We start from the raw sequence: 13,146 nt of genomic DNA on the forward strand, positions 1-13,146 counted from the left end.
CCGGTGACCCGGTACGTCCTGGGGCGAATCGGCCAGGCGGTCGCCGTGCTGTGGGCCGCGTTCACGCTGACCTTCGCGATCCTGTACCTGCTGCCCAGCGACCCGATGCAGCTGCAGCTGGCCGCGGCCGGCATCCAGCAGGACAGCCTGGACCCGGAGCAGCTGGCCGCGATGCGGCACCGGTTCGGGCTGGACGAGTCGATCTGGGCGCAGTACTGGCACCACCTGGCCGGCGCCCTGCACGGCGACTTCGGCCTCTCGCTCAGCCAGGGCGTGCCGGTCACCGAGCTCATCGGCCAGCGCGTCGGCCAGACCCTGCTGCTGAGCGTGAGCGCGGCCGCGGTGTCCCTGGCGGCCGGCTCCGCGCTGGCCTACCTGGCGACGTTCGCCCGCTGGAACCCGCTGCGGATCGCCCTCACCCGGCTGCCCGCGCTCGGCGCCTCGTTCCCGCAGTTCTTCGTCGCCCTGTTCCTCATCCAGTTCTTCTCCTTCCAGCTGGGCTGGCTGCCGGCGACCGGCACCCAGGGCGCGGCGTCGCTCGTGATGCCGGTCGCCACCATCTCGGTCCTGACCTCCTCGGTGCTGGCGCAGGTGCTCATCAAGACCTTCGACGAGACCCTGCGCCAGCCCTACATCGCCACCGCCCGGGCCAAGGGCCTGTCCCGCTCGGCGGTGCACCTGCGCCACGCCTTCCGCAACGCCGCACTCCCGGCGATGACGATCCTCGGCGTGATCGTCGGCCTCACCGTGACGAGCTCGATCGTGGTAGAGACGGTGTTCACCCGGGAGGGCCTGGGCAACCTGGCTCAGCAGGCCGTCCTCTCCCAGGACGTCCCGGTCGTCCTGGCCGTGGTCACCATCGCCGCGACCATCTTCGTGCTCGTCAACCTCGTCGTGGACCTGGTCTACCCGCTGCTGGACCCGCGCATCTCCTACACCAAGGGGGCCGCGCTGTGACCACGCAACTGCTGCGCAAACCGCTGTTCCTGATCGCGGCCCTCTACGTGCTGTTCGTGGTCGTCTCGGCGTTCCGGCCGCGCTGGTTCACCGGCGCGGACCCCTACGACACGCACCCCGAGTCGGCGATCCTCCCACCGAGCGGGAGCCACCTGTTCGGCACCGACAGCTACGGCCGCGACCTGTGGACCCGCATGCTCTACGGCTCGCCGCTGACCATCGAGGCCACGCTGGTCGCCCTGGGCATCGCCCTCGTCGCCGGGCTCACCCTCGGCATCGTCGCCGGCTTCTTCGGCGGCGCCACCGACGCGCTGCTCATGCGGATCATCGACGTGCTGCTGGCCATCCCGGGCCTTCTGCTCGCCCTGTCCATCGTCACCGCCCTGGGCTACGGCACCATGCCGGTCGCCGTGGCCGTCGGCGTCGGCATCGTGCCCGGCTTCGCCCGCACCACCCGGGCCGAGGTGCTGCGGGTCAAGACGCTGCCCTACGTGGAGGCGGCCCGGGCCGCGGGCGCCTCCTGGTCCCGGGTGCTGCTGCGGCACATCCTGCCCAACTCGTGGGGCCCGGTCGCGGTCCTCGCGGTCCTCGACGGCGGCGTGGCCATCATCGCCATCGCGTCGCTGAGCTTCCTCGGCTTCGGCGCGGCCCCACCGGCCGCCGAGTGGGGCACGCTCATCGCCGACGGCCGCAACTACCTCGTGACGGCGTGGTGGCTGAGCCTGCTGCCCGGCCTGTTCGTCGCGCTGCTCGTGCTCAGCCTGAACCACATCTCCAAGACCATGCAGGAGTTGACGCGGTGACCACGGACGCGCTCGTCGAGGTGCGGGGCCTCGACATCGGCTACACCCGGCACCGGCGGATCACGCCGGCGGTCAGCGGGCTCGACCTCACCGTCGGCGCCGGCGAGATCGTGGCGATCGTCGGCGAGTCCGGCTCGGGCAAGACCACGACCGCCAACGCACTCATCGGACTGCTCCCCGCCAACGGGCGGATCACCGGCGGTTCCGCGCTGGTCGGCGGCGTACAGATCGCCGGGGCGCGGGAGCGCACGCTGCGGCGGCTGCGCGGCTCGGTGGTCGGGCTCATCCCGCAGGACCCGATGGTCGGCCTCAACCCGACCAAGCGGATCGGCGCGCAGGTGGCCGAGGCGTGCGGGGCGGAGCAGGTGCACCACTTCCTCGACAAGGCCGGCGTCCCGGACCCGCAACTGCGGGCGCGGCAGTACCCGCACGAGCTCTCCGGCGGCCTGCGCCAGCGGGTGCTCATCGCCATCGCGCTGGCCGGGCGGCCGAAACTCATCATCGCCGACGAGCCCACCAGCGCCCTCGACGTCACCGTCCAGCGCCGCATCCTCGACCACCTCGGCGGCCTGGTCCGCGAGCAGGGCATCTCGCTGCTCGTCATCACCCACGACCTGGCCGTGGCCGCCGACCGGGCCGACCGGGTGGTGGTCATGCGGGACGGCCGCAAGGTCGACGAGGGCGAGCCGGGCACGATCCTGACCGACCCGCGGGTGCAGTACACCCGCCAGCTCATCGCCGCCGCCCCGCGCCTGGCCCACGGGGGCCGGGTGGAGGCCCGCTTCGACGTGCGCGGCGAGCCGGCGCCCGAGCCGATCCTGACCCTCACCGGGGTGCACAAGACGTTCGCCGTGAACGATCTGCGCCGCGGCCGGCGCGGCTTCAACGCCCTCGAGGACGTGAGCGTCACCGTGCCCCGTGGCCGGACCCACGCCCTGGTCGGCGAGTCCGGGTGCGGCAAGACCACGACCCTGCGCATCGCGCTCGGGCTCGAGGCGCCGACGAGCGGCTCGATCGTGCTCGACGGGACCGAGATCGCCGGGCGCGGCTGGAACCAGCTGCGGCCGCTGCGGCGCAAGGCCCAGCTCGTGCACCAGGACCCGTTCGCCGCCCTCGACCCGAGGTTCACCGTCCGGCAGTCGGTCACCGAGCCGCTGGTCGCGTTCAAGGTCGGCGACCGGCGCGAGCGCACCGCCCGGGCCCGCGAACTGCTCGACCAGGTCGGGCTCCCGGCCGCGTATCTGGACCGGCTGCCGAGCGAGCTCTCCGGCGGCCAGCGCCAACGGGTCGCGATCGCACGCGCGCTGGCCCTGCGGCCGGACCTGCTCATGCTCGACGAGCCCGTCTCCGCGCTCGACGTGCTGGTGCAGGACCAGATCCTGCGGCTGCTGGTCGAGCTGCAGCAGGCGCTCGGGCTGTCGTACCTGTTCGTCTCCCACGACCTCGCCGTCGTCGCCAACATCGCGCACACGGTGTCGGTGATGCGCGGCGGGCGGGTCGTCGAGGAGGGGCCGGCCGCGGAGGTCTTCGCGCATCCGCAGAGCCCGCACACCCGCGAGCTGCTCGACGCGGTGCCCGGCCGCGCGGCGGGCGTGCGTGTCTGAGCCGTGGCGGGCGCTGGCGGCCCAGTTCGCCGGCGCCCGCGCGCATCCCGGGCCGGCCGTGGTCGCCACCGTCACCGGGCTGGTCAACGGGGCCACCATGGTCGTCGGCGCGGCGGCCGTCGGCTGGGCCACCGACCATCTCGTGGTGCCGGCGCTGTCGGGCCGCCCGGTGCCGGCGTCGGCCTGGTGGGTCAGCGCCCTGCTGATCCTGGGCATCTCCCTGGTCCGCTGGGCGACCATCTTCGTGCGCGGCGTCGCCACGGGGCGGGTGCAGTACCGCGCCCAGGCCGACACCCGCCGCGCCGTGACCGGGCGCTACCTGCGCCTCGGCCCCGACTGGCACCGCCGCCACCCGCCGGGCCGGCTCCTGGCCCACGCGGTCTCCGATGTGGACGCCCTCTGGTCGCCGATGCAGTTCGCGTACTTCGCCCTCGGCATGGTCTTCATGCTGCTGCTCGCGCTGGGGGAGCTGTTCGCCCGGTCCGTCGCCCTGGGGCTGGCCGGACTGGCCCTCGTGGTGCTCGTGCTCGGCCTCAACGTGCTCTACCAGCGCCGGCTCGCCCCGCGGGCCCGCGCCGCCCAGGCCGCCCGGGGTGTCGTCGGCACGATCGCCCACGAGTCGATCGAGGCCGGCCCGGTCGTGCGCAGCCTCGGGCTGGTCGCGGCCGAGGACGCCCGTTTCGCGCCCGCCGTCGAGGAGCTGCGGGGCGCGAACCTGCGCATCGCCGCCGTCGGCTCCGTCTTCGACCCGGTGCTGGAGCTGCTGCCGACCGCCGCCGTCCTGCTCGTGCTCGCGGTCGGGGCGCCCAGCGTCGGCGCGCTCGTCGGGGTCGTGTACCTCCTGATCACCATCGCCATCCCGCTCAACGTGATCAGCCGGTTCCTGTCGATGCTGCCCCTGTCCGGCGCCGGCCTGGCCCGCGTGCGCGCGGTGCTGGACGACCCGGGCGTGGACCGCTTCGGCGAGGCGCGGCTCGCGGGCACCGGCCCGCTGCGCGTCGAGCTGCGCGGGGCCGGGGTCACCCGCGACGGGCACCGGCTGCTCTCCGGCGTGGATCTCGTGCTGGAACCCGGGACGGTGACCGTCGTCGTCGGTACCGTCGGCGCCGGAAAATCCACCCTGCTCGGCCTCGCCGGCGGGCAGACCCACCCGACGGCCGGCACGGTGCTCTTCGACGGCGTCGACGTCCGCGAACTCGCCGAGGGGGTCGTGGCCGGGCACGTCGCCGTGGTCGCGCAGACGTCCTTCCTGTTCGCCGAGTCCGTCCGGGCCAACCTCGCGCTCGCCGGCCCGTTCACCGACGAGCAGCTCTGGGCCGCCCTGCGCCGGGTCGCCGCCGACGAGATCGTCCGCGGCCTGCCCGACGGGCTCGACACCGTCGTCGGCGAGCGCGGCGCCACGCTCTCCGGCGGCCAGCGGCAGCGCATCTGCCTCGCCCGCGCGGTGCTGCGCGAGCCGCGGCTGCTCGTGCTCGACGATCCGACCTCGGCGCTGGACGAGCGAGTGGAGCGCGAGGTGCTCAGCGCGCTGACCGGGCTGGGGGGCACGACGGTGCTGATGGCGACCAGCCGCCCGGCGGCGTCGGCGATCGCCGACCGCGTGGTGGTGCTGTCCCGTGCGGGGTGAGGGCTTCGCGCTCCTCGGCGGGCTCGCCCTGCTGGCCGGGGCCGGACGGGTCGTCGCGCCGCTGAGCGTGCAGCACGCGATCGACGCCGGCCTGGGGCCGCACGTCGTCGGTCCCGCGGTCGCCGTCGGCGCCGCGGCGGTCGTGCTGGCCGGGACGGCGTCGGTCCTGCTCAACCGGCGCCTGCACGCGCGGGTCGAGGGGGCGCTGGCCGCGCTGCGCCGCGACGGCCTGCGCCGCGTGCACGAGATGGCCGCGAGCACCGCCGACCGGCTGCCCAGCGGCGACCTGACCACCCGGCTCACCAGCGACGTCGACCAGGTGACCACGTTCCTGCAGGGTGGCGGGGTCCAGTTCCTCACCAACGGCGCCCAGCTGCTCATCGCCACCGCCATCATGGTGGTGTACAGCTGGCGCCTCGCCCTGCCCGTGCTCGTCCTCGCCGCGCTCGTCCTCGGCGGGATGCTCGGCCTGCAGCGGGTGATCGCGCGCCGCTACGGCCGGGCCCGCCGCGACCTGTCGGCGCTGCAGACCGCGGTGACGGAGGCGGTCCTCGGCGCGCCGGTGATCCGGGCCACGGGCACCGCCGCGCGCACCCGGGCCCGCCTCGGCGAGGCCGTCGACCGCGCCCGCGACAGCCTGGTGCACACGCTCGTCCCGCTGCACGCCAACGCATCCCTCGGCGAGCTCGCGATCTCGACGATGACGGTGACCGTGCTGTTCGGCGGGGTCTGGTCGCGGCTGTCCCCGGGCGAGGTGGTGGCGATGGTGTTCCTCGTCGGCTTCTTCGTGCGCCCGCTGCAGTTTCTGGTGCAGAGCCTCGGCGAGGCCCAGAACGCGCTCACCGGCTGGCGGCGCGCGCTGGAGCTGGCGCGCACGCCGAGCGCCGCGGTCCGTGGCGGCGTCGCCCTGCCGCCGGGCGCGGTCGGTGTGTGCGTCGAGCGGGTCAGCGCCCGCTACGGCGACGGCCCGCTGGTGCTGCGCGACGTGACGGTCAGCATCGAACCCGGCGAGCACGTCGCCGTGGTCGGGCGCACCGGCTCGGGCAAGTCGACGTTCGCGAAGCTGCTCACCCGCCGGCTGGAGCCGGCCGCGGGGACGATCCGGCTCGGCGGGGTGCCACTGGACCGCCTCGACGACGCGTCCCTCGCCGGCCGGGTCGTCATCGTGCCGCAGGACCCGTTCCTGTTCGACGGCACCGTGGGCGAGAACATCAGGCTCGGCTGCCCGGCCGCGACCGACGCCGAGGCGGTGCGTGTCCTGCACGAGCTGGGCGTCGGCGACTGGTACGCGACCCTGCCCGACGGCCTCGCCACCGAGGTCGGCCTGCGCGGGGAGCGCCTCTCGGTCGGAGAGCGGCAGCTCGTCGCGCTCGCCCGCACCGCCCTGGCCGACCCGGACCTGGTGGTGCTGGACGAGGCGACCTCGGGCGTGGACCCGGCCACGGACGCGGCGGTCCAGCGCGCCCTGGCCGTGCTGACCCGCGGCCGGACCACGGTCTCGATCGCCCACCGCGGCCTGACCACCACGACCGCGGACCGGGTGCTCGTCTTCGACGCCGGGCGCCTGCTCTAGTTGCTCGCCGCGGTGAAGTTCGTTTTCGCGGCTCGATGGCGGGGCATCACGCGATGCATGGATATGCGCAGCCGGTGGCGGCCGAGTCTCGTACCGCGGGCGTACGCCGCGTTCGTCGTCGGCCTGCGGTGGCTCATCGTGGGCGGCTGGGCCGCGGCCGCGGTGGCGTCGGTGGTCTATCTGCCGGCCGTCGGGCAGGGCGGCAGCGACCTCGAACAGCTCGTCTCCGCCGACAACCCGGCCGTGCGCAGCGAGCTGCGCTCGTTCGACAAGTTCGGGTTTCCGCTGCTCAGTCGCGTCGCCGTGGTCCAGCGCGACGCGAACGGGCTGTCGCAGGCGACGCAGGCCGAGGCGGTCGAGCGGGCCAAGGCGGTCAGCGAGGGGACGTACGGGGACGTGGGCCCGATCCGGGCGGCCGTTCCGGTCATGAACACGCTCGGGCTGTTCCCGGGCTCGGCCGAGGACGGCACCACGATCGTCACGCTGCTGTTCACCGATCCGGACGTGAACTTCGCGGGGCAGGTGCAGGCGGCGGAGCGGTTCGTCGCGGCGCACTACGGCGCCGGCGACTCGGTCGTGGGCATCACGGGTTCGGTACCGGCCCGCGTCGAGCAGGCGCGCATCGTGCAGTCGTCGGTGTCGCGGCTGGAGCTGATCACGGTCGCCGCGGTCTTCCTGATCGTCGCGATCGCGTTCCGCTCGCTCGTCGCCCCGCTGGTCGCGCTCGGGGTGGCCGGCGTCGCCACCCTGCTGACGCTGCACGTGGGCGGGGCGCTGGCGCTGCGGCTCGGCGTACCGGTGCCGCAGGAAACACAGCCGCTGCTCGTCGCGCTGCTGCTCGGCGTGGTCACCGACTACGTGGTGTTCTACCTTTCGGCGGTCCGGCGCGGGCTCGGGGCCGGCGAGACGAGGCTGGACGCGGCCCGGGCCGCCACCGCGCGGTTCACGCCGATCATCGCGGTCGCGGGGCTGACCGCGGCGGCCGGTACCGGTGCGCTGATCGTCGCCGGCTCGCCCGCCTTCCGCGCGTTCGGGCCCGGGATGGCGCTGGCCATCCTCATCGGCGCCGTCGTGGCCGTCACGCTCGTGCCGGCCCTGCTGGCGATTCTCGGCCGCGCGGCGTTCTGGTCGCCGCTGCGGCCCCCGGCCACGCCGCCGCGCCCCGTCGGCGGGCGCTGGTGGGCGCGGCTGCTGACCCGCCGCTGGTTCGCGCTGCCGGTGCTGCTGCTGTGCACCGCCGGGCTGGTCGTGGCCGCGCTGCCGCTGCAGCACATCAAGCTCGGGGTGTCGTTCGTCGAGGCGCTGCCGAAGGACCGTCCGGCCCGGGCGGCCGCGACCGCCGCCGAGACCGGGTTCGCCGACGGGATCCTCTCGCCCACGGAGGTACTGCTGGAAGGCGACGCCATCGCCGGGCGCAAGGCCGAGCTCGCCCAGCTCCAGCAGGCCCTCGCCAAGGAGCCCGGCGTCGCCGCGGTGATCGGCCCGACCACGCCCAACCTGCCCGAGGGCTACAACGTGTTCCGCTCGTCCGACGGCGCCGCGGCCCGCTATCTGCTGATCCTCGCCGACGAGCCGCTCGGGGCCACGGCCGTGGACACCATCGGCCGGGTCCAGCGCGACCTGCCCGGGCTGCTCGCCGCCGCCGGTCTCGACGGCGCCCGGGCGAGCCTCGGCGGTGACACCGCGGTGGCCCGGGTCATCGTCGCGCAGACCACCGACGACCTGGGCCGCATCGCGATCGCCGCGCTGCTGGCCAACCTGCTGTTCCTGATGCTCTTCCTGCGCGCGCTGGTCGCCCCGATCGGGCTGCTCGCGTGCAGCGTCCTCGCGATCGGCGCCACGCTCGGCCTGACCACGTGGCTGTTCCAGGACATCCTGCACGCGGACGGGCTCACCTTCTACGTGCCGTTCGCGGCCGCCGTCCTGCTGGTCGCGCTCGGCTCCGACTACAACATCTTCGGCATCGGGCCGGCCTGGCGCGAGGCCCGCACCCGGCCCCTGCGCGAGGCCCTCGCGCTGACGCTGCCGCACTCGGCCAAGGCCATCCGCACCGCCGCGTTCACCCTGGCGGTGAGCTTCGGGCTGCTGCTCATCGTGCCGCTGCGCCCGTTCCGCGAGCTGGCGTTCGCCCTGTCCGTCGGCGTGCTGATCGACGCGTTCCTGGTGCGGTCGCTGCTCGCCCCGGCCCTGCTGAGCGTGCTGGGCTCCACGGTCGCCCCGGAGCCGGACCCGGAGCCGGAGGCGTTCGAACGGGCGGACGTGCCCGTCGGCTGAGGTCCGCGCGCCGGCGCCTCAGCCGGCGGCGGCCCCCGGGGCCGCGCCCGCGGTGCGGATCCGCCCCGGCCCCGCCCGCAGCGTGGCCCAGACCACCTTGCCGTGCGCGGTCAGGTGACTGCCCCAGGCGGAGGCCGCGGCGGAGACGATCCGCAGCCCGTTGCCGCGCAGGGGCGGCATCGGGTCGGCGTGCTTCGGCCAGAGGCGCAGCTTCGGCAGCCTCGGCAGGTCGTCCTCCACGGCGATGTGCAGCAGCTCGGCACCGCGGCGCGTCAGCGTCACGGTGAACGGGGAGCCCGCGTGCTCGATCGCGTTCGCCGCCAGCTCCGACACGATCAGCCGCGCCGGGTACAGCACCTGGGGCAGGCCCCAGGTGCGGCAGGCGTCATCGACGACGCCGCGCGCCTTCGCCGCCGCCCGCAGGCTCGGCTGCAGCAGCAGGCGGGCCTGGCCGAACGGCGGGGTGCTCTCCACGAGGTGACTCAGCGCCGCGGCCCCGTCGGCGTGGACCGGGATGCGCCGCGCCACACCGCTGTAGTGCAGCCGCAGCGCCTGCGCCTCCCGCGCGACGACCAGCAACGGGACCGGGGGCTGGTGCACGGTGCTCTGCTGCTCGGCCAGCAGCACCGACGCGACCAGCTCGCGCTCGGCGTCCACCAGCCCGGCCAGGTCGAGAATGAGGGCGCGCGGTTGCTGGGCGAGCGACTTGCGGACCGCCGCCATGAAATCGACCCGCAGCTGCCAGGTCCAACGACCTTTGGCGGCGATATCGATCACTGCCAGGTCGACATTCTCGCGCACGGTGATTGCTGTTTCCAGCATCTCGGCTTCCTGATCGGTTGGCCGCCGGATTCCGTGGAATCCGATTGAATCGCTGCGCAGTATTCGCCGATTCGGGGGAGAACGTGCGAATAGCTGATGCAAACACGTTCCGTGGTCGATGTCAATGATGCGGACCGACCGTCTTTTCGGGTGGCGCTCGGGGCCCTAGGTGCTTCTGGTTCGGCCGCTGACAGGGCGCCTGACGTTCGATTTGTACCGGAAATTCGGGAGGCCAGATGTCCGTTCGTTCAATTCATGAATCGTACGTCTGAACGACGGCCGACGAGTGACTGATCCGCTCAGTTCCAGAAGCCCTCGTGGACGGCGGTGGCGCCGTGGAGCGGGACGGGCCCGTCGACGGCGATCGGGCGGCCACCGCGGGCGAAGACCTCGCGGCAGGGCAGGTGCAGGGGTGGTACACCCTCCTCCTCCGCGACCATCGTGGCCAGGTCGGCCTCGGAGAGCGCGAACACCACCCGGCCGATGCCCGACCAGTAGATGGCGCCGGCGCACATCGCGCACGGCTCGGTGCTCGTGAACAGCGTGCTGCCGGCCAGCACGGCCCGCTCCAGCCGCCCGGCGAGCCGGACGAGGTTGGTCTCCGCGTGACCGGTCGGGTCGGCGCCGGTGACGACGCTGTTGCGCGCCTCGAGCACCGTGCCGTCCGGCGTGACGAGCAGCGAGCCGAACGGGTGGTCGCCGCGCTCGCGGGCCTCCCACGCGAGCGCGACCGCCCGCTCGAGGTGGGCCGTGTCAGCCGCCGAGATCCCGCTCATGCGAACTGACTCTACCCACCCCGGCGGGAGGCCGGTGACCCCGCGCCGCCGCGCTTATCCGGCGGCGACCTTCGCGACGAAATCGGTCGTGTACGTCTTGGCGAGGTCGACGGTGTCCTTCTTGCCCTTCACGTTCGGCGAGAACTGGCTGAGCACCTCGAGCACGTTCTTGGCGCCCTCCGCCTTCATCGCGCCGTCGCCGTTGAACATGCCGATGCTGTCGGTCACCGCCTGCACGTACAGCTGCGGATTCCCGGCCGAGTACTCGGCCGGCATCTTCGCCGCGATCTCGTCCGGCTTGTGCGCCTTGATCCAGCGCAGGGTCTTCACGAACGCGTTGGCCAGCTTCTGTACCGCCTCCCGGTGCGACTGGACCCACGCGCAGTCCATGTAGAGGGAGCTGGCCGGGTACAGCCCGCCGAGGGCCGCGCGGGTGCCGGCCTCGGTGCGCATGTCCAGCAGGATCTTGCCCTTGCCGGTGCTGGTCAGCTGGGCGGCGGTCGGGTCGGTGGTCATGCCCGCGTCGATGCCGCCGTTGTCGATGGCCGCGATGAACGTCTGCCCGGCGCCGGCCTTGACCGTCGTGTAGTCGCCGTTGCTCAGCCCGCCCTTGGTCGCCAGGTACTGCGTCAGGAAGTCGGTCGACGAGCCGGAGCTGGTGATGCCGAGCTTGCGGCCCTTGAAGTCGGCCGGGCTCTTGATCTGGTCGGCCTTGTTCGCGGCCACGATCTCGACCTCGCCGGGCACGTCGGCCAGCTGGACCACGCTGACGATGCACTTGCCCTTGGTCTGCAGGTCGATGGTGTGGTCGTAGAAGCCCACGACGCCCTGGACGTCGCCGGAGATGAGCACGTTCTCGGCGGTGGCCCCGGAGGGCTCGGTCAGCAGCTGCACGTCGAGCCCCTCGGCCTTGAAGTAGCCGAGTTGCTCGGTCAGCTTGGCCGGCAGGTAGATCACCTTGTCGATGCCGCCGACCATGATCTTCACCTGGGTCGGCGTCTGCGCCGGGCCCGTCTGGTCGGGTGCGGTGCCCCGGCAGCCGGCGAGGAGCAGGGCGGCACAGCAGACGGCCGCCGACAACTTACGCATGTGCGTCTCCTTGGGTGTGGGTTGGCGGGCGCCACCGCAGCAACCGGCGCTCGAGCAGGGTCAGGAGCCACTCGGCGAGCAGGGCGATGACGGTGATGATGATCATTCCGGCGTAGATGCCGGCCGCGTCGAACGTGCCCTGGGCGTTGGCGATGAGCAGCCCGAGGCCCTTGTCGGCGCCGGCGTACTCGCCCACCACCGCGCCGATGAGCGCGAACCCGAACGCGGCGTGCAGCGAGGCGAAGATCCACGACATGGCGCTGGGCACCACGATCGAGGTGAGCAGCTGGACGCGGGAGGCGCCCAGGATGCGGGCGTTGTTGACGAGATTGCGGTCGACCTCGCGGGCGCCCTGGAAGGCGTTGAAGAAGACCGCGAAGAACACGAGCACGACGGCGGTCGCGACCTTCGACGTCAGGCCGAGGCCGAACCAGATGACGAACAGCGAGGCGAGCACGATCCGCGGTACGGCGTTGGCGGCCTTGATGAAGGGGGCCGCGACGTCGGCGACGAACCGGGCCCGGCCGAGCAGGATGCCCAGCAACACCCCGCCGACGGCGCCGATGACGAACCCGAACACGGTCTCCTCGAGCGTGATCGCGATCTGCGTCCATACCGAGCCGAACGCGGTGCCCTTGGTGAACCAGTCGCCGAGCCGCTCCCAGATGGCCGACGGCTTGGAGTAGAAGAACGGGTCGATCCAGTGGGTCGCGGCCAGCTCCCAGCTGCCGAGCCACACGGCGACGACGGCCAGCCGGACCGCCCACATGACGAGCGTTCGGCGCTCACGCACGGCCGCTCGCCTCCGCCCGGGCTCGCTCGACCTCTTCGCGCAGGCTGTCCCAGATCTCGCGGTAGGTCTCGACGAAGGCGGGCGTCAGGCGGATCTCCTCGACGCGGCGCGGCCGGGGCAGCGGCACGTCGAAGATCCCCTTGACCGTCGCCGGGCTGGACGTCATGACGACCACCCGGTCGGCGAGCGAGATCGCCTCCTCCAGGTCGTGGGTGACGAACACGACCGCGGCGCCGGTGCCCTGCCACAGCCGCAGCAGCTCGTCCTGCATCAGGGCCCGCGTCTGGACGTCGAGCGCGCTGAACGGCTCGTCCATGAGCAGGATGCGCGGCTCGTTGACGAGCGTCTGGGCCAGCGCGACCCGTTTGCGCATCCCGCCCGAGAGCTGGTGCGGGTAGTACCGCTCGAACGCGGCGAGCCCGACCCGCTCGACCCAGACGGCGGCCCGGCCGCGGGCCTCGGCCTTGCCCGCGCCGCGGTAGCGGGGGCCCGCGGCGACGTTGTCGAGGACCGAGCGCCAGGGCAGCACGGCGTCGGACTGGAACATGTAGCCGACACCGTCGGGGATGCCGCGCACGGCGGCCCCGTCGACCTCGACCTCGCCGCTGGACGGCGGCTCCAGGCCGGAGACGAGTGACAGCGTCGTGGACTTGCCGCAGCCGGTCGGGCCGACGACGGCGACGAATTCGCCTGCCTCAACCGTGAAGGTGAGATCCCGGACGGCGGTGTGGGGTGTGCCACCGGCGCCCGGGAAGCGCTTGGTGGCGTGGCGCAACGCGATTACGCTCATGGCAGGGACGGTAGGGATCGGCGTGGCCGCCGCGAATC

General features: G+C 73.3%; 11 protein-coding genes. 6 read left to right on the forward strand and 5 right to left on the reverse strand.

All coding sequences use genetic code 11. The annotated features are described in order from the left end of the window. The first annotated feature begins 3 nt into the window (after positions 1-3). From AC6JBM_RS10500 to AC6JBM_RS10525, 6 genes are read left to right on the forward strand one after another with little or no spacing between them, the layout of a single operon-like run. The gene (locus tag AC6JBM_RS10500; protein ID WP_497983403.1) at positions 4-957 is read left to right on the forward strand and encodes an ABC transporter permease; all 954 of its coding nucleotides are present in this window, start codon (positions 4-6) and stop codon (positions 955-957) included. Beyond that, positions 954-1,760: an ABC transporter permease gene (locus AC6JBM_RS10505; RefSeq protein WP_497983404.1), complete on the forward strand. Its 807-nt coding sequence runs from the start codon at positions 954-956 to the stop codon at positions 1,758-1,760. The genes AC6JBM_RS10500 and AC6JBM_RS10505 overlap by 4 nt, the downstream gene beginning before the upstream one ends. After that, positions 1,757-3,364 (forward strand): dipeptide ABC transporter ATP-binding protein, encoded by a 1,608-nt coding sequence (locus tag AC6JBM_RS10510; RefSeq protein ID WP_497983405.1) that lies wholly within the window; start codon positions 1,757-1,759, stop codon positions 3,362-3,364. Before AC6JBM_RS10505 ends, AC6JBM_RS10510 begins: the two co-directional genes overlap by 4 nt. Then, positions 3,357-4,991 carry an ABC transporter ATP-binding protein gene (locus tag AC6JBM_RS10515; protein WP_497983406.1) on the forward strand — a complete coding sequence of 545 codons (1,635 nt, stop codon included), beginning with the start codon at positions 3,357-3,359 and terminating at the stop codon, positions 4,989-4,991. The genes AC6JBM_RS10510 and AC6JBM_RS10515 overlap by 8 nt, the downstream gene beginning before the upstream one ends. Then, positions 4,981-6,564 (forward strand): ABC transporter ATP-binding protein, encoded by a 1,584-nt coding sequence (locus AC6JBM_RS10520; RefSeq protein ID WP_497983407.1) that lies wholly within the window; start codon positions 4,981-4,983, stop codon positions 6,562-6,564. The genes AC6JBM_RS10515 and AC6JBM_RS10520 overlap by 11 nt, the downstream gene beginning before the upstream one ends. 57 nt (positions 6,565-6,621) lie before the next feature. Beyond that, complete coding sequence (locus tag AC6JBM_RS10525; RefSeq protein ID WP_497983408.1) at positions 6,622-8,838, forward strand: MMPL family transporter; 2,217 nt, start codon at positions 6,622-6,624, stop codon at positions 8,836-8,838. A gap of 18 nt (positions 8,839-8,856) precedes the next feature. Here AC6JBM_RS10525 and AC6JBM_RS10530 read toward each other — a convergent pair whose 3' ends face one another. The 5 genes from AC6JBM_RS10530 to AC6JBM_RS10550 form a co-directional block, all read right to left on the reverse strand. Next, a complete protein-coding gene (locus AC6JBM_RS10530) occupies positions 8,857-9,660 on the reverse strand; it encodes an ATP-binding protein (RefSeq protein ID WP_497983409.1) in 804 nt (267 codons plus the stop codon). Positions 9,661-9,959: 299 nt separating this feature from the next. Beyond that, positions 9,960-10,436, reverse strand: coding sequence for a nucleoside deaminase (locus tag AC6JBM_RS10535; RefSeq protein WP_350617663.1), 477 nt, complete (start codon positions 10,434-10,436; stop codon positions 9,960-9,962). 54 nt (positions 10,437-10,490) lie between these two features. Continuing rightward, complete coding sequence (locus AC6JBM_RS10540) at positions 10,491-11,525, reverse strand: ABC transporter substrate-binding protein (RefSeq protein WP_497983410.1); 1,035 nt, start codon at positions 11,523-11,525, stop codon at positions 10,491-10,493. After that, on the reverse strand, positions 11,518-12,318 hold the full coding sequence (locus AC6JBM_RS10545; protein ID WP_497983411.1) for an ABC transporter permease: 801 nt from the start codon (positions 12,316-12,318) through the stop codon (positions 11,518-11,520). The genes AC6JBM_RS10540 and AC6JBM_RS10545 overlap by 8 nt, the downstream gene beginning before the upstream one ends. Continuing rightward, entirely contained in the window at positions 12,311-13,108 is a 798-nt protein-coding gene (locus tag AC6JBM_RS10550) for an ABC transporter ATP-binding protein (protein ID WP_497983412.1), read from the reverse strand. Before AC6JBM_RS10550 ends, AC6JBM_RS10545 begins: the two co-directional genes overlap by 8 nt. Between the last annotated feature and the right edge of the window lie 38 nt (positions 13,109-13,146).

This window comes from Dactylosporangium thailandense (assembly GCF_059739745.1).

What these genes read in the sequence shown, in the direction of transcription:
- AC6JBM_RS10525 (WP_497983408.1), top strand. Translation starts at nt 6,622, where the DNA reads ATGGATATGCGCAGCCGGTGGCGGCCGAGTCTCGTACCGCGGGCGTAC.
- AC6JBM_RS10550 (WP_497983412.1), bottom strand. Translation starts at nt 13,108, where the DNA reads ATGAGCGTAATCGCGTTGCGCCACGCCACCAAGCGCTTCCCGGGCGCC.
- AC6JBM_RS10540 (WP_497983410.1), bottom strand. Translation starts at nt 11,525, where the DNA reads ATGCGTAAGTTGTCGGCGGCCGTCTGCTGTGCCGCCCTGCTCCTCGCC.
- AC6JBM_RS10535 (WP_350617663.1), bottom strand. Translation starts at nt 10,436, where the DNA reads ATGAGCGGGATCTCGGCGGCTGACACGGCCCACCTCGAGCGGGCGGTC.
- AC6JBM_RS10530 (WP_497983409.1), bottom strand. Translation starts at nt 9,660, where the DNA reads ATGCTGGAAACAGCAATCACCGTGCGCGAGAATGTCGACCTGGCAGTG.